Consider the following 21,369-nt stretch of genomic DNA (forward strand, 5'->3'; position numbering starts at 1 on the left):
TTCACTTGCGAGTAGCGCGATTCCTGGCGGCCTTCAGGTACTTCGCGTGGTTCTGCTCGTAGCTGGCGCGCAGGCGTTGCTCGGTCCCCGTGCGGGCCAGCAGCACATCGACGAAGCCCTGCTCGAACGGCTCCAGTTCGTCGTACCCGAGCAGGGCGGGCAACGTCTTGATCCCGCCGCGAACGGTCACGAGGCCGACCTGGGCGGCTACGACCTCCTTGTCGTCCGCCGCGGTAAGAATATTGTGTGCGAGGAACTTGGCGTCCTCCGCGTTGCCGCCGAAGCGCCCGCTCCAGTAGCGGCCGAACCGCGTCAGTCCACCGCCCCCGTTGTACAGATCGCGGACGGCCTCGACGATCGTCTTGCCGTCGCGGACCGCCTTGGCCAGCAACCACGCGTCGGCGTCCTCGATCAGGTCGTTGTAACCGAAGCTGGAGGCGACCCCGACCTTGGCCATCTTCAACTGCACGAAGTTGCGGCCGTCCGGGTACTCGTCCGTCGCGCGGCGCCAGTCGACGTAGAGGGTGAGCAGGTCGCCGCCCCAGCCCGCGACGTCGCCCTCGTTCACCGAACGCGGGTTGGACGGCATCCAGGCGACGAAGTGCCCGTTGGCGGACGCCATGAGGTGTTCGGCGTTCAGTTCGTACGCGGTGTAGGGATCGGTGAAGTCGGTCATGACCGACATACCTTTTCCGTTGGCGTACTCGACGAACGCCTTGTCGTACGAGCCGATGAGGAATTCCCAGTCACCGCCGCCGTACGCCTTGTGCCGGATGTACTCCATCACGAGCTGGTTCGGGTTGCGGTCGCCCGTGTAGGCGACCGCGTGGTCGTACAGGCGCTGGACGTAGTTGATGAAACCGTCAGCAGGACCGGAAGGCCTGTTCACGCTGCTCTGGCCGAGGTCGATGCCGGAGACCACGTCGCGGTCGAGGTCGAAGGTGTCCGACCCGTTCGTGACCTTGAACTCCTTGATCTGGTTGAAGGACCAGTTGGCCGGGATGGGGAAGCCGAGGTTGCCGGAGAAGCCCCACGACATGCCCGAGATGAAGGAGTAGCGGGCTCCGGTCTGCCGGCTGACCACGGTGCACACGTTCCGCGACCCGTACACACCGTGTACGTAGCGCTTTCCGTTGTAGGAGAGGCCGGCGGCTATGCCGTGGAAGTACGGCACGATCGCCGCGTCGATCTCTTCGCGGGTGGCGTCGTAGTCCACCGCGAAGTAGATGACGGTGCCGCGGTTGAATCCGTAGCCCGCGGCCAGTTGGTGGGCGTTGAGGGCGTGCTGGTAGCCATGGGAGTAAGTGAAGTCGGAGAGCTGGCGGGCGTTGTCCTGATAGATCGGGAACACGTTCAGCCCGTTGCTGAACATCGTGTTCAGCTCGCCCGGCTTGATCTCCTTGTCCAGCGTGGAGCCCGGGGGATCGTAGAGGTAGCGGCCCACGACCTCGTACTTGTTGTTGCGCAGCCACTGGGCGCGGGAGGCGGTTATCTCGAAACGGGTGTCGGAGCCCGTTGCAGGGCGGTCCGGATCACCCATGGAGACAAGGAGTTGTGCCCAGGTCGGGTAGTCGGAGCGGCCGCTGACCTCCAGCTTGCAGAAGCCCTGGAAGATCTCGACCCACTCGCGGAGCTTGGAGTCGTAGGTGCTGCGCCAGGTGGTGGGAGTGCCGGCATCGCTGGAGCCGGTCGGCACCGGTGAGTTGAACACGCAGGCTGCGGAGAAGAGTTGGGTCCACAGGCCGGAACTGCCCTCGCCGAGGTTCTTCGTCTGGAGTCCGGCCTGGGTGGCCGGGCCGAAGTTGCCGTTGGGGGCGGCGATGCCGAGTTCGTACTGGATGGCGATCATCATGGACTTCTGCACGTCACGGGAGTAGATCCCGTCGCAGGGGCCGATGGTGTACGCGTCCCTGGTCCAGTAACTGCCGTTGAGCCAGCGCTGGATCGACCGGATGTCGTCCGTGCCCCCGATGACCTTCGTGTACGCGTCCATGTTCAGGATGCACTTGAAGATCTTCGGCGTGGTGACACCACCCGCGGTGCCGGTGCCGCCGTCGGGCAGACCCATGTCGAGGAGGAGGCTCTTGACCGCCTCGGTGGTCACGGCGCCGTATCCACCGTAGCCGTTCGCTCCCCAGTACCCCTTGCAGAACAGGCCGTGCTGGATGATGCGGACGATGTTGGAGTTCTTGTCCCAGCCGAAGCCGATGTCACCCAGAGCCTGAAGCTTGGCCATGGTGCCCGGACCGAAACTGGCGACTACCGGGCTGATGCCCAGTTCGTGCTGGAGGCCCATGACGAGCGCGTTCATCGTGGACCAGCCGGTTCGGCCGTCCTCGGGAGACCTTACGTACCCGGCGACGCTGCCGTAGGTTGCGTTGACCCACGTCTGGGCGTCGAGGACCTTGTCGTCCAATGTCGATCCCTTCTCGGCAACAGGCGGCACCCGGCCTCGTGGCCGGGTCGCGAATGCGATCACGGCACGCCGAGGGCGTGATGCTCTGCCACGGCAAGCTACGCACCGCGGGTCTCCGTTCCCTCTTCCGCCACCGAGCCGTGTCCTCGGGGTGCGGGGCCGCACGCCCGGGATGCCGCCGGCGGCGACACCGTCGTACGGTGGTGGAAGCGGGGCCGGGAGGACGGCGCGCGCGGAGGCAGCGAGGCCGGCCGCGTCGGCGCCGCGGGAAGTGCGCAAGGCTGGAACCGGGACAGGGAGAGTGCCATGTCGTACCCGGAACGTGTCTACGCCGGCAGTGAGGGCGAGATCACCGCGCGGTACCGCCCCACGGACACCACCCCGAATCTGCTGACGCGCGACGGCGGCAGCACCGACTACCTGGCCACGGCAGGATCGACCCACGGGGAGTTCGGGCTCTACCGGATCAGCATGGGCCCCAGGGCGGGCGGCCCCCCGACGCATTTCCACCGGTCCATCTCGGAGTCGTTCTACATCCTCGGCGGGACGGTGCGGATCTACGACGGCGAGCGCTGGACGGACACGGAGGAGGGTGACTTCCTGTACGTGCCCCAGGGCGGTCTGCACGCCTTCCGCAACGACTCCGACGAGGCCGCCTCCATGCTGCTGCTCTTCACCCCGGGGGCGCCCCGCGAGGAGTACTTCGAGAAGGTCGCCCAGGTCTCCGACTGGCCTGAGAAGGAGCGGGCGGAGTTCTTCATCAGGCACGACACGTACTGGACGGACTGACGGGCGGCCCGCCGGTGTTCAGGGTGCCAGGCCAGTCTTGAGGCCCGCCCCGCAGAGCGGGACGACGACGCTCCGGTCGGTCTCGGCCCCCACGGCGGCCCAGCAGGCCACCCCCGTGGTCTCGACGAAGAGTCCCCGGGCGGCCAGGTCGGTCTGCGCCGCGCGGATCTGTTCCTCCGTCACGGTGAGGAACGTGCCGCCCGACTCCCGTACGGCCGCGAGGATCTGCCGGGCCCGTGGCGGCCGGGGGATGGCGATCCCCTCGGCCAGAGTGGGCCGCACCGTCCCCGTGTCGTCGGGCAGCTCGTCGGCCCCGTCCCGGAAGGCCGCGGCCAGCGGGGAGACGGCCTCGGCCTGTACGGCGATCAGGGCCGGGCGGCGGTCGATCAGTCCGTGGGCGAGGAGTTCCGCGGTGGCGAGCGCCGCGCCCAGGAGCAGGGTGCCGTTGCCCACCGGCACGGCGATGGCGTCCGGCAGGGTCCCGCCGAGGTCCTCCCAGATCTCGTACACGTATGTCTTGGTGCCGTGCAGGAAGTACGGGTTGAAGACGTGCGAGGCGTAGAAGGTGCCGGGTGCGCCGGCTGCGGTGCGGGCGGCTGCCGCCGTCGCCTCACGGCCTCCGGGCACGACCTCCAGGCGCGCGCCGTGTGCCCGGATCTGCTCGGTCTTCTTCGGGGAGGTCCCCTCGGGGACGTACACGGTGCAGGGCAGGGCCGCCCGCGCGCAGTAGGCGGCGACGGCCGTGCCGGCGTTGCCGCTGCTGTCCGCGACCACCTGCTCCGGGCCGAGTCTGCGGGCCAGTTCGGCCAGCATCACCGCGCCACGGTCCTTGAAGGAGAGCGTCGGCATCAGGAAGTCGAGCTTGGCTGAGACGTGCGGGGTGAGGGGGACGAGCGGGGTCCGGCCCTCGCCGAGGGTGACGGCCGCGCCGTCCAGCGGGAGGGCCTCCTCGTAGCGCCACAGCGAACCGACCCGTCCGCCCAGCGCGTCGAGGGCGACCGGGGGCATGGGCCCTGTGTCGAGGTCCCACGGGCCGCCGCAGACCGGGCAGCACCACATCAGGGTCGTGGCATCGGCCCGCGCGCCGTCCCGCGGGCAGAGGTAGGTCGCTGTGGGCGTGAGAGTGTCGGGCATGGGGCGAATCTATTGCCCCGTCACACCTGCGATCCAGCCCGCGGTGCGGTACGTGCCCCGGTCCGTCCGCGGTGCGGCATGCGGCCGACCTCAGCCCCGGCGCCGGTCCCGGCTCCGGTCGAGGGCCGCGCGGGGCAGGGGCCCGCGCGGTCCTCGACCGTCGTGTCCGCTAGCGCCGTCCGAGACCCCGGGCGACCGCGGCCATCAGCTCGCCGTCGTCCGTGTCGCCGTCCAGCGACCAGAACATCGCGCCGCCGAGCCCTCGTTCACGGATGTACGAGGTCTTGGCGCGCAGCACCTGCGGGTCGTCGTAGGTCCACAGGGTCGTGCCGTCGAACAGCCAGGCGTGCCCGTTCCTGGCGTCCCTGTGCACCTTGTACTTCCCGGATTCGGCCAGTTTCCTGAGGACCTTGTAGTCCTCGTAACCGGCGGCCCAGGTGGCCGGAGCGGGGCCCGTCGCGGGCTGCCCGAGCCCGTCGCCGCCACCGGTGACACCGGTCCAGCCCTGGCCGTAGAACGGCATGCCCATCACCAGTTTGCGGGCCGGTGCGCCGCGCTCGATCCAGTCACGGACCGTCTGGTCGACGCTGAAGTCGCCCTTGGCGCGGAGTGCGGACTGCTGGGCCGTCGTCGCCTCGCCGGACACGTGGAAGTCGTAGCCCTGGAGGTTGACGAAGTCGAAGTCCCGCATGATGCGCGGGACGTCGAAGCCCGCGTCGATCTTGGCGGGGGCGGTGGGGACGAAGGCGGAGAGCTCGTAGTGCTTCGGCTTCGCCCGGTTCCCGCCCTTCGCGCCGTTCTTCGCGCGGCTCTTCGCGTAGGCGTCGAGCTGCGTACGGAACTCGTGCACCAGGGCGGTGAAGTTCCGCTTGTCCTCGGGGCGGTACACGGTGTCCGTGTCGCCGGCCGAGCCGGGCCACTCCCAGTCGAGGTCGACGCCGTCGAAGAGGCCCGCGGCTGCCCCCTCACCTCCGCGCGGGCCGTCGACGGGCAGGTTGCCCTTCATGTAGAGGTCGATGCACGAGGAGACGAGGGCCTTGCGGGAGGCGGCCGTGCGGGCGGCGTCCGAGAAGTGGGTGGACCAGCTCCAGCCGCCGAGGGAGATCATCACCTTGAGGCCGGGGTGCGCGGCCTTGAGTTCGCGCAGCTGGTTGAAGTTGCCCGCGAGGGGCTGGGTGCCGGTGTCGCCGACCCCGTCCACGGATCCGGCGCCGTCCAGCGGGCGGGCGTAGTCGGCCCAGGCGTCCGCCTCGCCGGGCACGTTGCCGGTGAAGCACCTGCCCTCGGCGCTGACGTTGCCGAAGGCGTAGTTGATGTGGGTGAGCCTGGCCGCGGCCCCGCTCGTGTCCAGGTCCTTGACCTGGAAGTCCCGTCCGTAGACGCCCCATTGGGTGAAGTAGCCGACGCTTCGGTACGTGCGGTCGTCGTGGCCGGCGCCGTGGTCCCGGCCGCTGCCTCCGGCGGTCGCCGCCGGGGCGAGGCCGGCCAGCATGGTGAGGGCGCAGGCTGCGGTGGTCAGGCCGGTCAGGGTTCTTCGACGCATGGGGCTCGTTCCTGTGCGTATGCCGGGATGTGGTCCGGGCGCGTGCCCGGGTGTTCCGGTGCCGGAGGGCGGCGGGAGCCGTGCTGTGCACAGGAAGGTATTGGTCTGGACCAAATATGGTCAAGGCCTCGGGGGTGCCCGGCGGTCGCGGGGTGTCGCCGAAATGGTGTGTAGTGGTATACCCATGCCAGGTATGCGCTGGTCGGCGAGGGATCATCACTTCGAGTGAAACTTTGGCCGTTGCTTGCGGTATCGAACCCACGGTTGCGACGCTGTTGCTGTCTGTCAACCTGTTGGGAGTGGCCAGTGCCTTTCGGTGAGCAGCCCGCCTATCTGCGCGTGGCGAGCGATCTCAGGGAGAAGATCGTCAACGGCGCGCTGCCGCCCCTTACCCGCCTGCCTTCGCAGGCCCGCATCCGCGAGGAGTACGGGGTCTCGGACACGGTCGCGCTGGAGGCGCGCAAGGTGCTGATGGCCGAGGGTCTCGTCGAGGGGCGGTCGGGCTCGGGGACGTACGTGCGCGAGCGCCCCGTCCCGCGACGGGTCGCCCGCTCCGGATACCGCCCGGGTGCGGGGGCGAGCCCGTTCCGCCAGGAGCAGGCGGAGGAAGGGGTGCGGGGGACCTGGGAGTCCCGCAGCGAGCAGGAGGGGGCGAGTCCCGAGGTCGCCGAGCGTCTCGGTATCGAGCCCGGCGACCGCGTGATGCGCACGGGGTACGTCTTCCGGGAGGCGGGTGAGCCGGTCATGCTGTCCACCTCCTGGGAGCCCCTCGCCGTCACGGGGCGCACACCGGTGATGCTGCCGGAGGAGGGCCCGTTGGGCGGCTGCGGTGTCGTCGACCGCATGGCGGCCATCGACGTCGTCGTGGACAACGTCGCGGAGGAGGTCGGCGCCCGGCCAGGTCTGGCGGAGGAGCTCCTCGCACTGGGCGGGGTGCCCGGTCATGTGGTGATGGTGATCGGGCGGACGTACTACGCCTCGGGGCTCGCGGTGGAGACCGCCGACGTGGTCGTGCCCGCCGACCGCTACCGGATCGCCTACCATCTGCCGGTCAAGTGACAGGTGGGGCGGCTGTGACGACCGGTGGGAGCGACCGGTCGTCCGCCGCCCGTGATGCGGAGTTAACGCGCGCTCACCACACTTAACCGGCGGGCAACCGCCCGCCGTGATGACTTGTCATGTCCGGCTCCTACCTTCCCGTTCGTCACCCGCACACCGGACCGACGAACGGGAAGCCACCGATGACGGACATCGCAACGCCCACGACGGGCGAGGCGCCACGACCGGCCCCGCAGGACGGCCCTTCGGCGCCCCGACGCAGCTACGCCAAGCTCGCGGCCGACGAGAGCCGTGAGGACTACTCCCTCCGCTACGCGCCGCACTCCTTCAGGCGCTGGTCGCCCTCCATGGTCGCGGGGACCGCGCTCGGCGGCATCGCGTATCTGGCCGACTTCGCCATCGGTGCGTCGATCGTCTTCACCTACGGGTTCACCAGCGGGTTCGCCTCGATCCTGGCCGCCGCGGCGATCATCTTCCTCACCGGCATCCCGATCGCCCGGGCCTGCGCGAAGTACGGCCTGGACATGGATCTGGTCACCCGAGGGGCGGGGTTCGGCTACTTCGGGTCGACCCTGACCTCGCTGATCTACGCGTCCTTCACCTTCATCTTCTTCGCGCTCGAAGGCTCGATCATGGCGCAGGCCATGCATCAGGCGATCGGGCTGCCGGTGGAGGCCGGCTATCTGATCACCACGCTGATCGTCATCCCGATCGTGTTCCGGGGCATGGGCGCGCTGGCCAAGGTGCAGGCCTGGACGCAGCCGGTCTGGATCATCGGCATGGTGCTCCCGTTCGTCGTGCTGGCCTTCGAAGCCCCGGACTCCTGGGGCGCGTTCAGCTCCTTCGGTGGTACGGAGGGCGCGGGCTCGGGCTTCTCCTGGGTCGCCTTCGGGCTCGGTACGGGTGTCGCGCTCTCGCTCATCGCCCAGATCGGGGAACAGGCCGACTACCTGCGCTTCATGCCGGCCAGGACCGAGGCCAACAAGCGGCGGTGGAATCTCGCGGTCCTCGCCGCCGGCCCCGGCTGGGTCGTCATCGGGGCCGCGAAGCAGATCGGCGGCGCGTTCCTGGCCTTCGTCGCGCTGGAGGCGGTCGGCAGGACCCACGCCCTGGAACCGATCGCACCGCAGATCGAGGCCCTGAAGCCGTGGCTCGGCTCCTTCGCGCTCCCGGCCGCGGCGGTCTTCGTGATCGTGTCCCAGGTCAAGATCAACGTGACCAACGCCTACAGCGGTTCGCTGTCCTGGTCGAACTTCTTCTCCCGCATCACGCACAAGCACCCGGGCCGCGTCTGGTACATCTTCCTCAACCTCGCCATCGCGCTGACGCTGATGGAGATGAACATGTTCGCGGCCCTGAACAAGCTCCTGGGCTTCTACTCCAACGTCGGCATCGCCTGGATCGTGGCCGTCGCGGCCGACCTGGTCATCAACAAGCGCATCGGGCTGAGCCCCCGCTACATCGAGTTCAAGCGCGCCTACCTCCACGCGGTCAACCCGGCCGGCTTCGGGGCGATGGTGATCGCGTCGACCGTCTCGATCCTCGCGTTCTTCGGGCTGTTCGGCAGGTACGCCGAGGCCTTCTCGACGTTCATCGCGGCCGGACTCTCCCTCGTCCTCTGCCCGTTGATCGCCTGGCTCACGAAGGGGAAGTACTACCTGGCCCGCCCGAACCCGGTGAACGGCCCTGACGTCGAGGTCCCCGACATCACCGCCACCCACAGCTGCGCCGTGTGCGAGATCGCCTACGAGCTGCCGGACATCGCCGACTGCCCGGTCCGACAGGGCCCGATCTGCTCCCTGTGCTGCTCGCTGGACGCGGAGTGCGGGGACGTCTGCCGCAAGGACCCCGGTAACGGCCCTGTGTCACTGCCGATGCCGACGATGCGGACACCGGGGGCACCGCCCACGCCGGTCACGCCGTGACAACTGACGGCTGACGGCGGGAGCAGGGGGCGTACTCACCGGAGTGCGCCCCCTGTTGGTGTGGCCGGATACGTATCTCTTTGTGTAAACACGCATCCGCTGAGTGAAGGTCAGGCGTACGCTCGGGCATATGCGTACTGCGGTTTCCTGGGGATCCTTAGAGACGTGCACGCCAGTGGGGAGAGGGGCGAGATGCTGGGGAGGGGCGCCATGACCGACAGCGGTGCCGTGCTCCCCTGGCTGGTGATCAGACAGGACGACAACGGCAACAGGTATCGCGTCGGCCGCTATGCGACGCAGGACGAGGCACAGAAGATCGCCGACGGCCTGGACCGTCATGGACACAAGCAGCTCTACTGGGTGGAACGCTCCGGCCGGAGCGCGCGCCCGTAGCGACGAAGGCCCACCGGCTGTGGAGCACCCACCGGCTACGCTCCGGCGCATGAGTGATTCCGTGGTCGTCGCAGGAGCCGTCTGTCGCGGCGGGCGGCTCCTGGCCGCCCGCCGCAGTGCCCCGCCGGAGCTGGCCGGGCGCTGGGAGCTCCCGGGCGGCAAGCTGGAGCCGGGCGAGAGCGGGGAGCAGGCGCTCGTACGGGAACTCCGTGAGGAGCTCGGCGTGCAGGCGGAACCGCTGGAGCGCATCCCGGGGGAGTGGCCGCTGAAGCCCGGTTACGTGCTGTGGGTGTGGACGGTCCGTCTGGTGTCGGGCGAGCCCAGCCCCCTGGAGGACCACGACGAACTGCGCTGGCTGGGTGCGGACGAGGCGGACACCGTCGACTGGCTGGACCAGGACCGCCCCGCGGTGGCCGAGGCGGTCCGGCGCCTGCGCGAAGAGCCGCACACCTGACAGATGCCGCCGACGTGCGTCTCCTTTGCCCGTCACGGGGAATGTGCCCGGCCGTGCGCCCCCTGAGTCGGTCGTACACCCCATCCGACCCGGTCCCGGCATGCGGGTCAGGGCGCGTATCTCGCCGCTCGCCCCGCCGGGAGGCGCCGCCCCGCCCCGCCCCCGTGCGTGCCGTCCGGCCATCTCTGCCGAGCCTGTGGCCCGTTGGGGACGGCCCCCGCATCCCTGTTCGCCCGAAGGGTTCTTCGGCGGCGTGCTGGTGGGAGCCTGTCCGGTCGGTGCCCCGTGACGCCTCTGTGCCACGGGGTGGGGGCGCATGGGTCCGTACGCCCCCGCCTGTTGCTCCGCGCGATAGGGTGCGACAAATATCGGTTATGTGCCGATTGGACCCTTCAAGAGGGGTGCGTCCCCGCAGTCGACCCCGGGAAGTGATCGGCGTGACCGACACCGAAGGCGATTGTGCCGAGTGGAGCTTCCCGGCGGCCCCGGGCTCCGTGCGCGGCGCCAGACACGCCGTCCGTGACGCACTGCACCAGTGGGGCTACGACGGATCGGTGGGCGATGTCGCCGTACTCCTCGTCAGCGAACTCGTGACCAACTCCCTGCGCCACGCGTCCGGCCCCATCGGGGTCCGGCTGGTGCGTCCGCATCCCCGAGGAGCCGGGCCCGGCGCGCGGGACGACGGGCAGGCTCTGCTGGTCGAAGTATCCGATCCGGTTCCGGATCCGCCCACCGAACGCGATGCCGGACCGGAGGACGAGGGCGGGCGAGGACTGCAACTGGTGGCTTGTTCCGCGCGCCGTTGGGGGACCCGGCGCGGAAAGACCGGCAAGACGGTGTGGTTCGAGCTCGCTCTGCCTGGTTAGGAGTGGGGAGGAACGCACAGCGATCACCGGAGGTCGGGCAGAATCTGGCTGAAAGGGACTGAGACCGTGCTGTGATCGTGAACGCCGTGCCGGTTGGGCCCGTAGTCCTGGATACTGCGGGCAGGACCGGTCCGGTGTGTGAGCTGGAGGGGACGGTCGCGTGAGCGAGATACCTGGGACAGCGGGCGACGTCATGTGGCAGAGCAGCCCGCCTGGCTCGATCTATGAATACATCAAGGTCGCCTCTTTCTCGATCGGGGCGGACGGGCTGATCGAGCAGTGGAGCCGGCGCGCCGCCGGTCTGTTCGGCATGGCCTCCGACGAGGTGGTCGGCAAGGACCCGGTCGAGGCCTTCATGCCCGCCGAGCTGCGCTCCCACGCCCACAGAAGAGTCGGCGAGATCCTCGACGGCAAGGAGTGGACGGGACTCGTCCCGTTCCGGATCCCTGGTGAGAACGGGGTCAGCGGCCTCGCCGAGATCTACGTCATGCCGAGCGAGACGGGCACTGGCGACCGGGCCGCGCTCTGCATCGTCGTAGAAGTCCAGGCGCTGCGCCGCGTCGAGACGGACCTGGCGGCCTCGCAGGCGATATTCGGTCAATCTCCCTTCGGATTCGTCCTCTTCGGCACCGATTTCACCGTCGTGCGGGCCAACCAGCGCTTCGCCACGGTCTTCGGCGGCGAGGCCGACGACCACTGCGGCCGCACCGTGGACGACTACCTGGCCCGGCCCGAGGCCGAACGGCTCGCCGCCACGCTCAGGCGCGTCCTGGAGACGGGCGAGGCCGTCACGGATCTTCAGCTCATCGGGGTCCCTCCCGGCGGTATCGGCCGCCGCCACTGGTCCATGAACCTCTACCGGGTGCACAGCGGTTCCGGGCGTCCCATCGGTATCGCCGGCCTCGCCACCGACGTCACACAACGGCACTTCGCCGCCCGCGAGGCGGCCAGCGCCCGGCGCAACCTCGCGCTGCTCAACGAGGCCAGCGCGCGCATCGGCAACTCGCTCGACCTGGAGACCACCGCCAGGGAACTGCTCGACGTCGCCGTGCCCGGCTTCTGCGACATAGCCTCCGTCGACCTCTACCAGGGCCTCCTCACCGGTGAGGAGGCCTCGCCCGCCAGCTGGGGCCGGCGTGACCCGGAGTCCGGTACCGGCTCGGCGGAGATGCGCCGGGTCGCCCACGCGAGCGCCGTGTCCGACGCCCTCCCCGGGATCCTCCGGGGAACGGCGGAGGGGCCCGGTGCCGGAGAGGGCGCGTCGGCCGGCCCGGACGCGGGGCAGCCCGAGCTCGGCTCCGTGCACCGCTATCCGTTCCACTCGCCCTGCGCCGTGGCGTTGCGTACCAGCCGGGTCGAGGACGTACCCGGTGACGAACGCGCCTTCGTCCACTCCACGCTCGCCGTGCCGATGGTCGCCCACGACGTCGTCGTCGGCCTCGTCCAGTTCTCCCGCACCAAGGGCAGCGAGCCCTTCGGCGAGCGGGACCGGGCCCTGGCCACCGAGCTCGCGGCGCGTGCCGCCGTGTGCATCGACAACGCGCGCCTCTACCGCAGGGAGCACGAGCGGGCGCTGATCCTCCAGCGCAGCCTGCTCCCGCCAGGCGATCCCGAGGCGGCGGGGCTCGACATCGCCTGCCGCTACCTTCCCGGCAACACGGCCACGGAGGTCGGCGGCGACTGGTTCGACGTGATCGAGCTCCCGGGCCACCGCACGGCCCTCGTCGTCGGCGACGTGATGGGCCGTGGACTGCGCGCCGCCGTCGCCATGGGCGAACTGCGCACCGCCGTACGCACGCTGGCGCTCCTGGACCTCGAACCCGCCGAGGTGCTCTCCGCCCTCGACGAGGTGGCGCGTGGTCTCGGCACCCCGGGCGGGGGCGAGCGGAGCGAGGGCTTCGGCGCGGGCGGCGGTGCCCAGTGGCCCTCGCGCGTGGCCCACAAGTCGCGCGAGGCGGACCTCTCCGAGGTGTACCTGGCGACCTGTGTGTACGCGGTGTACGACCCCGTCACCCGGCGGTGCACCTTCGCCAACGCCGGTCACCTCCCGCCCGTGGTGGCCGAACCGGGCGAGCCCGCCCTGCTGCTCGACGTACCGCCCGGCATGCCCCTCGGTGTCGGCGGCGAGCCCTTCGAGGAGGTCGAGATCGAGCTCAAGGAGGGCTCTCTCCTCGCCCTCTACACGGACGGGCTCGTCGAGTCCCGGGACCATCCCCTCGACGAGGGCCTCGAAGCGTTCCGGCAGGCACTCGCCGAGCCGTCGCAGCCGCTCGAGGACGTCTGCGACCACGTGCTGTCGACCCTGGACACCCGGCACGGCGAGGACGACATCGCCCTGCTGATGGCGCGTATCCAGGGGCTGCGGCCGGACGCGGTCGGCGACTGGCGGCTTCCGCGCGAGCTGCGCTCCGTCGGCCGTGCCCGTGAACTGGCGCGCGAGCAGCTCGCCGCCTGGGATCTGGGCGACCTGGTCGACACCACCGAACTGCTCGTCAGCGAACTGGTCACCAACGCCCTGCGGTACGGCGAGGGCGAGATCCGCCTGAGGCTGCTGCGCGACCGTACGCTCGTCTGCGAGGTGTGGGACGCGGGTCTGGTCCAGCCACGGCGCCGGCGCGCGCGCGACACCGACGAGGGCGGCCGCGGGCTGCAACTCGTCGGACTGCTCAGCGCGGCCTGGGGGTCGCGGCGAACCCCGCGCGGCAAGACGGTGTGGTTCGAGCTCGCGCTGCCCGACGGGGCACCGGCCGCGGAACTCTCCGTGGACCAACTGCTGAGCATGTACTGACCCGCGGGCGGAAGGGGTCTCGAAGGGAGGGCGGGCCCTGCCCCCGTCCGCGGGGGAGCCCGTCAGGGCGCGGTTCCCCCCACCGGGGCGGTACCTGCCCCCGGACCGGCCGTTCTCACGAGGCGGACTTCAGGGCCGCGAGCCTGGCCTCGATCTCCGCGCTGTCCCCGAGGCCGTCCAACTGCTCGAACTGCGCGTCCAGTGACGAGGCGGCCAGCTCCTGCTTGCCCACCGCCTTCGCCTCCTCGCGCCTCACCTTGTCCTCGAACCGGCCGAGTTCGCTCGTCGGGTCCATGACGTCGATGCTCTTGACCGCGTCCATCATCCGGTTCTGCGCCTGCGCGGACGTGGCGCGCGCGACCAGTTCGTCCCGCTTGGACTTCAGCTGGGTCAGCTTCTCCTTCATCTGGTCGAGGCCGGTCCTCAGCTTGTCCACCACCACCGTCTGCGAGGCGATCGTCGGCTCGGCGGCCTTCGCCTCCTGCTCCGACCGGAGCTGCCTGCCGAGCGCCACCTTGGCGAGGTTGTCGAACTTGTCGGCCTCCGCGCCCGCCCCCGCGGCCCGCAGCTCATCGGCCTTCCTGCTGGCCGCCAGCGCCTTCTGGCCCCACTCCCTGGCCGCGTCCACGTCCTCCCGGTGGTCCTCCTCCATCAGCCGGAGGTTCCCGATGGTGGCAGCCACCGCCTGTTCGGCCTCCGCGATGTTGTCGGTGTAGTCGCGGATCAGCTGGTCGAGCATCTTCTGCGGGTCCTCGGCCTGGTCGATCAGGGCGTTGATGTTGGCCCGGGCGAGCTGAGTGACGCGGCCGAGGACGGTCTGCTTGGTCATGGCACCTCTCCTTGTACGAAGCGAAACGAAAAGACGCGAAACGCCACCGGGAACCCGAAACCGGGAACCATGGTGCGGGACCGGGACCGGAACTCCGGAAGGGCGGCGGGGCGGGCCCGGCGGACAGCCGTCAGAAGCGGCCCCCGCCCCCGCGCCGCCCGCGCGTCCCACCGCCGCCGAAGCTGCCCGGCCCGCCGCCGAACCCGCCGCCGGCCCCGCCGAACCCGCCGCCGAAGCCCCCGCCACGGCCGCCCCCGCCCATCAGGCCGCCGAGGATGATGCCGCCGAGCACCGCGCCGCCCATGCCCCCGCCTCCACGTGTGCCCCCCGGGCCGCTGCCGTCGCGGTAGCTCCGTACGTCCTGCTCGGCCAGGCTCCGCGCCTGCGTGGCCAGCGCGTCCGCCTGCCGCACCTCGGCCAGGGCGCTCTGCGGGTCGGTCTCCGAGAGCTCCTGGGCCCGCTCCCACCGGCGCTGCGCCTCCGCGAGCCGGGTGCGGGCCTGGCTGCCGACCGCACCGCGGTTGGTGGTGATGTAGTCGGCGGCGGCTCCGATCGACGCCCGCGCGGTGAGCGTCGACCGGTCGAGGAGCGAGCGTGCCCTCCGGCCGCCCTGCTCCCGCTCGCGGGCACCGGCCAGTGCCTCGTCGAGCGCCGCGTCCGCCTCCTCCACCCTGCGCAGCGCGTCGACCGGGTCGTACGGGCCCGAGCCGAGCTCACCCCGCACATCCGCGTCCACCGACTCGGCGCGGGCGACCCTTCCCTGAAGATCCGCCGTGGACACACCCTCCTGGGTCCCTTGGAGCAGGCCCCTGGCGTCGGCGAGGTCCGTCTCCATCTCGGTGAGCGCCCCGGGCAGCCTGTCCGCCGCTTCGGCCAGCTCCCGGGCCCGCCGGTCCACCCCGTCCACGAGGGTGGAGACCTGCTGGATCGATCCCTCGGCGGCCCGTACGTACACCGCGGCCTGCGCGTTGTTCCCGCCGTCCACCGCCTGGCGTGCCCGGTTGAGGCTGGAGGTCGTGAAGACCAGCCGGTCCTTGGCCCGTTCGACGTCCTGGGCCGCCGGTGCCGACGCCGACTCCGCGTACCGCTCCCTCAGCGCGCCGAGGGCCGTCTCCGCGGCGGACACGCGTCCGGCCAGCTCGCGGAACGCGATCTCGGCGGAGGTCACGGCCTCCGGTGCGGTCTGTTCGAGCGCGCGGAGCCGGTCGAAGTCCTCGGCCACCGCGTCCAGACGCTCGTTGGCGTCGGAGCAGCGGCTGACGATCTCGTCGAGCATGCCGCGCCGTGTCGCCTCGTCCTCGGGGAACGCGTCGTCGAGTCGCTGCCGCAGCCGGAACGCGGCGGTCAGCTCGGTCCTCGCGCGCTGCACGGCCTCGGCGAACGGGGCGGCGGCCTCCTCGCCGAACTGTGCGGTGGCGAAGCCGAGCTCCTCCTCGCTGGTGCGTACGGCGTCGTCCGTGTCGACCAGGTCCGACTTGGCGCGGGTGTCGAGTTCCGGCAGCGGTACCAGCGGCACGCCCGCCGCTCCCCTGCCGCCGCCCCAGCCGCCCGGCGCCGGGGTCGTCCGGGTCGTCGCACGCCGCCTGCGGCGGGTGAACGCGAAGACGGCGACCGCGACGGCGGCGACGACCACGGCGAGCGGGACGATCAGGTTGACCGAGGCGCCGCCGCTGTCGGTGCCGCCTGGGTCCTTCTCGCCGGGGGTGAGGGCGGGAGCCGGGACGGGCTCGCCGGCCAGGACCGCGGTGTAGCCGTCCGCGGCTCCGATCGCGGCGCCTGCCCAGTCGCTCTCCCGGAGCGCCGGCTCGATCGCCGTGTTCGCCACCTCGCCGAGCTGGGCGTCCGTGAGGCGCGAGCCCTGGTCGACGGAGTAGGCGTACTGCCGGTCGTGCGTGGCCACGGCCAGCAGCACGTCCTCCTGGCCGAGTCCGTTGCGGTTCGCGGTCTCGTCGGCCCAGGTCTGCGCGTTCCGGCCGGAGAAGTCACGGACGTACGCGACGAACAGCTGCGTCCGACGCTGTTCGAACAATCGATCGAGTGCGGCTTCGACCTGTGGCTCACGGTCGCCCAGGGCCCCCACCCGGTCGGTGATCTGTCCGTCGCGGGACAGCCGGACGGGGTCGTCCGCCCGGGCGGACGGGCTGCCGGGCAGGGCGATCCAGAGCACCGCCGCCAGTGCGGCGAGGAGCACCCGGCCGGGTATCGAAGGCCGGGAGGTCCTGGTACGGCTCGCGGGCGGCGTCACATCTGGGAGGCTATGTCCGCCCACTGCCGCCCGCGACCCGGCGCGACCCGCACCTGGTGCGACCGGCCCGCCACGGTGCGAACCACCGTGGCGGGCCGTACGCGTACGCGCCCCTCAGATGCTGAAACGTTCCCCGGCGAGCAGCGGACGCACCCTGGAGCGGAAACCGCCCGCCCGGAACGGCCCCTGCAGCAGCCCGGGACGGAGCTCCTGCGCCAGCGCCGCTGCGATCATGCCCTGGTCGAGCGCCAGCATGAAGTCGCTGACCCGGCCGGTGGACACGTTGACCGAGTCCCGGAAGCCGTATCCCTCGTCGTACGCCCCGAAGTCGCGGTCCAGCGCCCGGAGGTTGTCCACCGCCTCCCGGCGGGCGTACGGCAGGGCGAGGAACGAGGCGTGCGGGGTGACCACGCCGTTGGTGAACGCCGAGGGGTCCGGCAGCGGCGCGCCGTCCGTGGTGTACGTACGGTCGGTGTTGGACGCGTAGCCGTCGACCTGCATGCCGAGCGCGTCGACGCCGTACTCCTGGTAGCCGCCCTCCGGCACGTTGGCGGGGGAGAAGCCCCAGTACCCGTACCCCGCCTCGTGCAGGCCGTGCTCGATCTGGCTGCGGACGTACCGCTGGTGGTTGCGGCCCCAGGACCGTGGCGACCACTCCGGCTCGGGTACGAACAACGGCACCATCAGGGCCTCGAACATCGAACCGCCCCAGGTGGGGACGATCCTCCGCCCGCCATGGGTGTAGTGCCCCTGCCAGACGCGCACACCGCCCATGACGGCGTACGCGCCCTGCGGATGCTGCTCCTGCTCGTGCTCGGGCAGCATGGTGCGCAGCAGGTGCCAGTAGTGCTCGGGCGGCAGCGAGCCGTCCGCGATGCCGAGGTAACTGGCCATGCGGGGTTCGGTGTTGAGCGCGCCGTAGTGGTGTCCGGTGGGCTCCCCGGTGTCCGTCCAGAAGCCGCCGCGCAGCTGGCCGGGGCCCGCCACGGGGTCGGCCGGGTCGTACGGCGTGTAGTAGTACGACCAGTCGGCGGTGGCGAGGATCCGGGCGACGCGGTCACGCAGCGACGGTGCGGCGTCGGCGGCTATCCGCAGACCTGTGACCAGCCAGGCGTTGTCGACCGAGGAGAGGAACGGCCGGACCGGGTCCCCCGTGCCGGGCCACTCGGTCAGTACCGAACCGTCGTGGGCGTCGTACCAGTTGAGCCAGAAGCCGTGGTGCCGCTCCAGCTTCTCCACGGCGGAGACCGTGCGCTCCAGGGTGCGGAGCATCGCGGCCTCACCGATCACGCCGAGCCCGGCGGCGGCCACCGCCGACCAGAGGCCGCAGCCGATGTTGGTGGGTGAGGTCTGGCGGGACACGACGGGCGCGCCACCGCTGACGTCGATCTTGTCTGCGGTGAGACCGAAGCCGGTCGTCATCGCCTCGATCGACCGGTAGGTGTCGCGGAACCAGGCCGTCAGCTGCTCGCGGTCGGCGCGGTCCGAGCGGTCCGAGCTGCCGGAAAGGCCGGAACGGGTGGCCGGATCCGCCGTGGCCCGGGGAGTGCCGAGGGCTCCGAGCGACAGGGCCGCGGCCCCCGTTCCGGCAGCGGTGACAAACGTGCGACGGTCCATCGGAAACCTCTCGGGGAAGAGTCGGTGACTGTGACTGGCACGGTGAGCTGGTCCGGGCACCCGGTGGCCTGGCACGGCCGGTGCACGGGCGCCGGTGGTGGGGGAGGGGCGCCGCCGGCCGGTCAGGTACCGGCGGAGCCCCTGCCGGAGGGAGCGCCGAGGCGGCTCCCCGATCGGGGGCCGGTGTCAGCCGGCGGTGCGGGGCAGCTCGCGGGAGCGGCCGAGGGAGCCCAGCCACTCGGCCGAGGGACGCGCGGTCCGCTCGAACGTCTCCCGGTCCACGCCGATCAGTCCGAACGTCGGCTCGAACGAGCCCCACTCGTAGTTGTCCAGGGCGCTCCACGCCAGGTAGCCCCGGACGTTCAGTCCGTCCTCGATCGCGGAGGCGACCTCGTCCAGCGCCCCCGCGTAGTAGGCGACCCGGCGGGTGTCGTCCGAGGTGGCGATGCCGTTCTCCGTGACGATCAGCGGCATGCCGGCGCCGACCACGTCGGCGGTGTGGCGCAGGGCGTGTCCGACGGCGGCCGGGTAGTACTCCCACTGCGTCAGCGTCCGTTCGGCGTCACCGGACGTGGGGACCGGGCCGTCGGGGCCGATCTCCGTACGGGTGTAGGACTGGACGCCGATCCAGTCGTCGCCGCGGGCGGCCTCGATGAACACGTCCTCCCGCGGGTGGCGGTAGGCGGCGGTGACGTCCTCGGCGCCGGGGCGGGCCTGGTAGACCTGGTTGGCGATGGTCCAGCCGACCTGGATGCCCGCGTCGAGCGCCCTCACCTCCTTGACGGCCGCGTGGTGCGCGGCGATGACGGCCAGGGTGGTCTCGTCGTCCGGGGTCGGCAGGCCGGCGGGCGGGAAACCGATGTCGCCCCGCTTCGCCTGGCCCGCCATCACGGCGATCATGTTCGGCTCGTTGATCGTGCAGACGTGGCCGACGCCCTCGGAGATCACCGGTGCGCAGGCCGCGACGTAACGGGCGAACAGCTCGGCGGCCCCGTCGGCGGTCCAGCCGCCGCGCGCCTCGAACCACTGCGGCACGGTGAAGTGGTGCAGGGTGACCATGGGGCGCAGGCCGCGCGCGACCGCGCCCTCGACCATGCGCCGGTAGTGGGCCAGCTCGGCGCGGGAGAACCGCCCCTCGGCGGGCTCGACACGCGCCCACTCGACGGAGAACCGGTAGTCGGTGAAGCCCAGCGACGCCAGCATGTCCATGTCCTCGCGCCAGCGGTGGTAGCTGTCGCAGGCGTCCAGGCTGGGTTCCTTGATGTGGGTTCCGGTGGAGTGCTCCTTGACCCACCAGTCGCTGTTGGTGTTGTTGCCCTCGATCTGGTGGGCGGCGGTGGAGGCCCCCCACAGGAAGCCTTCGGGGAACGGGACCGGGGTGTGCGTCATCGCGGAGTGTCTTTTCTGTGCGTGAAGGGGTGCGGCCGCGGGGTGGGGTACGGCCTCGTGTGCGTACGGAGGTCGGCCGGGCTACTTCAGGCCGGCCGTGGCGATGCCCTGGGTGAAGTGCCGCTGCAGGGCGACGAAGAGGATCAGCACCGGCAGCACGACCAGGAAGGCCCCGGCCATCAGCATGCCGTTGGACCCGCCCGCCTTGTTGGGATCGGTGACGAACGTGGCCAGGGCGACCGGGAGGGTGTACCCGTCCGGGTCGTTGGTCGCGATCAGCGGCCATACGAAGTTGTTCCACGAGCCGAGGAAGGTGAAGATCGACAGCGTCGCGAGGGCGGGTTTCACCAGCGGCATGACGATCCGCCAGAAGATGTACCACTCGCTCGCGCCGTCCATCCTGGCCGCCTCCAGCAGCTCGTCCGGGATCGACTGCATGAACTGCCGCATCAGGAAGACGCCGAACGCCCCCGCTGCGAAGGGCAGCACCAGACCGGCGTACGAGTCGATCAGCCGGAGCTTGCTCATCAGCACGAAGAGCGGTAGCAGCATCAGGTTGCCGGGCACCATCAGGGCGCCCAGGACGACGCCGAAGACCTTGTTGCGGCCGACGAACCTCAGCTTCGCCAGGGCGTAGCCGAGCATCGAGCAGAACACCAGGTTCGAGAGGGTGACCAGCACCGCCACGATCACGGAGTTCATGAAGTAGAGCGGCAGGTCCAGCTTGTCCAGCAGCTGCCGGAAGTTCTCCAGCGTCCACTCGGTGGGGATCCACACCGGCGGACTGGCCGACAGCTCGCTCGTCGTCTTGAAGGAGGAGAGCGCCATCCAGAGGAACGGCGCCGACATGATCAGCAGGCCCAGCGAGAGCAGGACGTACACCAGGGGACGCCTGAGGTTCCGGGACGTGCGCGCGGGCGCCGTCCTCGCTGCGGCGGGCGCTTGGCCGACGGTCATTCGGTGTTGTCCTTCAGCAGTCGGAGCTGCAGCACCGTGATGCCCATGATCACCACGAACAGGACGTACGCCATGGCGCTCGCGTAGCCCATGTGGAAGAAGTTGAAGCCCTCGCGGTACATGTTCAGCGACACGGTGAGAGTGGAGTCGGAGGGGCCGCCCTGCGTCATCACGAAGGGCTCCTCGAACACGTTGAGGTAGCCGATGGTGGTGATCACCGTGGCGTAGAGCAGTGTCGGCCGGAGCAGGGGGACCGTGATTCCGCGGAACTCCTGCCACAGGCTCGCGCCGTCGAGCCGCGCGGCCTCCCGGACCTCGGTCGGGATGGCCTGCAGACCCGCGATGAAGAGCACCATGACCGTGCCGACGTTCCGCCAGACCACCATCGCGATCATCGACGGCATCGCCAGGGTCTCCGAGCCGAGGAAGTCCGGCGCGGTGAGGCCCACTTCGGAGAAGAGGCCCGCGACGAGCCCGTCGCTCGGGTCCAGGACGAAGCGCCACACCACGGCGACCGCCACGATCGTGGTGACCACCGGGGCGTAGAAGCCGACCCGGAAGAAGGTCCGCGCCCGGTCGACGCCGTTGTTCAGCAGTACGGCGACGACGAGCCCGAGGGCGATCGTCAGCGGCACGCCCACCACGACGAAGTACGCGGTGTTGAAGAGCGACCTGAGGAACTTCTCGTCGCCGAACAGGTCCGTGTAGTTGTCGAAGCCGACGAAGTTCGCCTCGAACGGGCGCGTGACGTTGCGCAGTCCGAAGTCCGTGAAGCTCATCAACAGCGTGGCGAGGATCGGGAACGCCATGAAGACGGTGAACAGGACGAGGAAGGGGGTCGAGAACAGCCAGCCCGCCGCGTTCTGCACGCCCATAGAGCGCTTCGGCCCGCCGCGGGTCCGGGGAGCCCCGGGGGCTTCCCGCGTCTTCACCGGCTGCGCGGCGCCTGAGGTCGTGGTGCTCAT

The 21,369-nt window shown here is 70.6% G+C and carries 16 protein-coding genes; 7 read left to right on the plus strand and 9 right to left on the minus strand.

The annotated features are described in order from the left end of the window. Position 1: 1 nt before the first annotated feature. On the minus strand, positions 2-2,416 hold the full coding sequence (locus AB0I83_RS29070) for a glycoside hydrolase domain-containing protein (protein WP_363306764.1): 2,415 nt from the start codon (positions 2,414-2,416) through the stop codon (positions 2-4). A gap of 306 nt (positions 2,417-2,722) precedes the next feature. Between AB0I83_RS29070 and AB0I83_RS29075 the strand changes: the two genes are divergently transcribed. Continuing rightward, positions 2,723-3,205 (plus strand): cupin domain-containing protein, encoded by a 483-nt coding sequence (locus AB0I83_RS29075; RefSeq protein WP_363306765.1) that lies wholly within the window; start codon positions 2,723-2,725, stop codon positions 3,203-3,205. An 18-nt stretch (positions 3,206-3,223) separates the two neighbouring features. On the opposite strand, the gene AB0I83_RS29080 is transcribed toward AB0I83_RS29075, so the two are convergent. Together AB0I83_RS29080 and AB0I83_RS29085 are read right to left on the minus strand one after the other, a co-directional pair. Further along, on the minus strand, positions 3,224-4,339 hold the full coding sequence (locus AB0I83_RS29080; protein ID WP_363306766.1) for a pyridoxal-phosphate dependent enzyme: 1,116 nt from the start codon (positions 4,337-4,339) through the stop codon (positions 3,224-3,226). Positions 4,340-4,508: 169 nt separating this feature from the next. Then, positions 4,509-5,882 (minus strand): glycoside hydrolase family 18 protein, encoded by a 1,374-nt coding sequence (locus AB0I83_RS29085; RefSeq protein ID WP_363306767.1) that lies wholly within the window; start codon positions 5,880-5,882, stop codon positions 4,509-4,511. Positions 5,883-6,188: 306 nt separating this feature from the next. On the opposite strand from AB0I83_RS29085, the gene AB0I83_RS29090 reads away from it, so the two are divergent. The 6 genes from AB0I83_RS29090 to AB0I83_RS29115 all read left to right on the plus strand — a co-directional run bounded on the left by AB0I83_RS29090 (position 6,189) and on the right by AB0I83_RS29115 (position 13,367). After that, positions 6,189-6,941: a GntR family transcriptional regulator gene (locus tag AB0I83_RS29090; RefSeq protein ID WP_356535729.1), complete on the plus strand. Its 753-nt coding sequence runs from the start codon at positions 6,189-6,191 to the stop codon at positions 6,939-6,941. Positions 6,942-7,123: 182 nt separating this feature from the next. Next, complete coding sequence (locus tag AB0I83_RS29095) at positions 7,124-8,866, plus strand: hypothetical protein (protein ID WP_363306769.1); 1,743 nt, start codon at positions 7,124-7,126, stop codon at positions 8,864-8,866. 210 nt (positions 8,867-9,076) lie between these two features. Then, positions 9,077-9,259 (plus strand): SPOR domain-containing protein, encoded by a 183-nt coding sequence (locus AB0I83_RS29100; protein WP_363306770.1) that lies wholly within the window; start codon positions 9,077-9,079, stop codon positions 9,257-9,259. A 49-nt stretch (positions 9,260-9,308) separates the two neighbouring features. Beyond that, positions 9,309-9,713: a (deoxy)nucleoside triphosphate pyrophosphohydrolase gene (locus tag AB0I83_RS29105; RefSeq protein WP_356535732.1), complete on the plus strand. Its 405-nt coding sequence runs from the start codon at positions 9,309-9,311 to the stop codon at positions 9,711-9,713. Positions 9,714-10,141: 428 nt separating this feature from the next. Continuing rightward, positions 10,142-10,579, plus strand: coding sequence for an ATP-binding protein (locus tag AB0I83_RS29110; protein WP_363306772.1), 438 nt, complete (start codon positions 10,142-10,144; stop codon positions 10,577-10,579). Between the two features lie 193 nt (positions 10,580-10,772). Beyond that, a complete protein-coding gene (locus tag AB0I83_RS29115; protein WP_363306795.1) occupies positions 10,773-13,367 on the plus strand; it encodes a SpoIIE family protein phosphatase in 2,595 nt (864 codons plus the stop codon). Between the two features lie 115 nt (positions 13,368-13,482). On the opposite strand, the gene AB0I83_RS29120 is transcribed toward AB0I83_RS29115, so the two are convergent. The 6 genes from AB0I83_RS29120 to AB0I83_RS29145 all read right to left on the minus strand — a co-directional run bounded on the left by AB0I83_RS29120 (position 13,483) and on the right by AB0I83_RS29145 (position 21,369). Next, on the minus strand, positions 13,483-14,196 hold the full coding sequence (locus AB0I83_RS29120) for a PspA/IM30 family protein (protein WP_356535734.1): 714 nt from the start codon (positions 14,194-14,196) through the stop codon (positions 13,483-13,485). Positions 14,197-14,326: 130 nt separating this feature from the next. Then, on the minus strand, positions 14,327-16,441 hold the full coding sequence (locus tag AB0I83_RS29125; protein WP_363306773.1) for a TPM domain-containing protein: 2,115 nt from the start codon (positions 16,439-16,441) through the stop codon (positions 14,327-14,329). Between the two features lie 114 nt (positions 16,442-16,555). After that, entirely contained in the window at positions 16,556-18,058 is a 1,503-nt protein-coding gene (locus AB0I83_RS29130) for a glucoamylase family protein (protein WP_363306774.1), read from the minus strand. 186 nt (positions 18,059-18,244) lie between these two features. After that, positions 18,245-19,447, minus strand: a complete 1,203-nt coding sequence (locus AB0I83_RS29135) for a family 1 glycosylhydrolase (RefSeq protein WP_363306775.1) — start codon at positions 19,445-19,447, stop codon at positions 18,245-18,247. Between the two features lie 81 nt (positions 19,448-19,528). Next, entirely contained in the window at positions 19,529-20,404 is an 876-nt protein-coding gene (locus AB0I83_RS29140; RefSeq protein ID WP_363306776.1) for a carbohydrate ABC transporter permease, read from the minus strand. Beyond that, a complete protein-coding gene (locus AB0I83_RS29145) occupies positions 20,401-21,369 on the minus strand; it encodes a sugar ABC transporter permease (RefSeq protein WP_363306777.1) in 969 nt (322 codons plus the stop codon). The genes AB0I83_RS29140 and AB0I83_RS29145 overlap by 4 nt, the downstream gene beginning before the upstream one ends.

Origin of the sequence: Streptomyces sp. NPDC049970 (assembly GCF_040660235.1) — a bacterium.
In the GTDB taxonomy this organism is placed as follows: Bacteria; Actinomycetota; Actinomycetes; order Streptomycetales; family Streptomycetaceae; genus Streptomyces.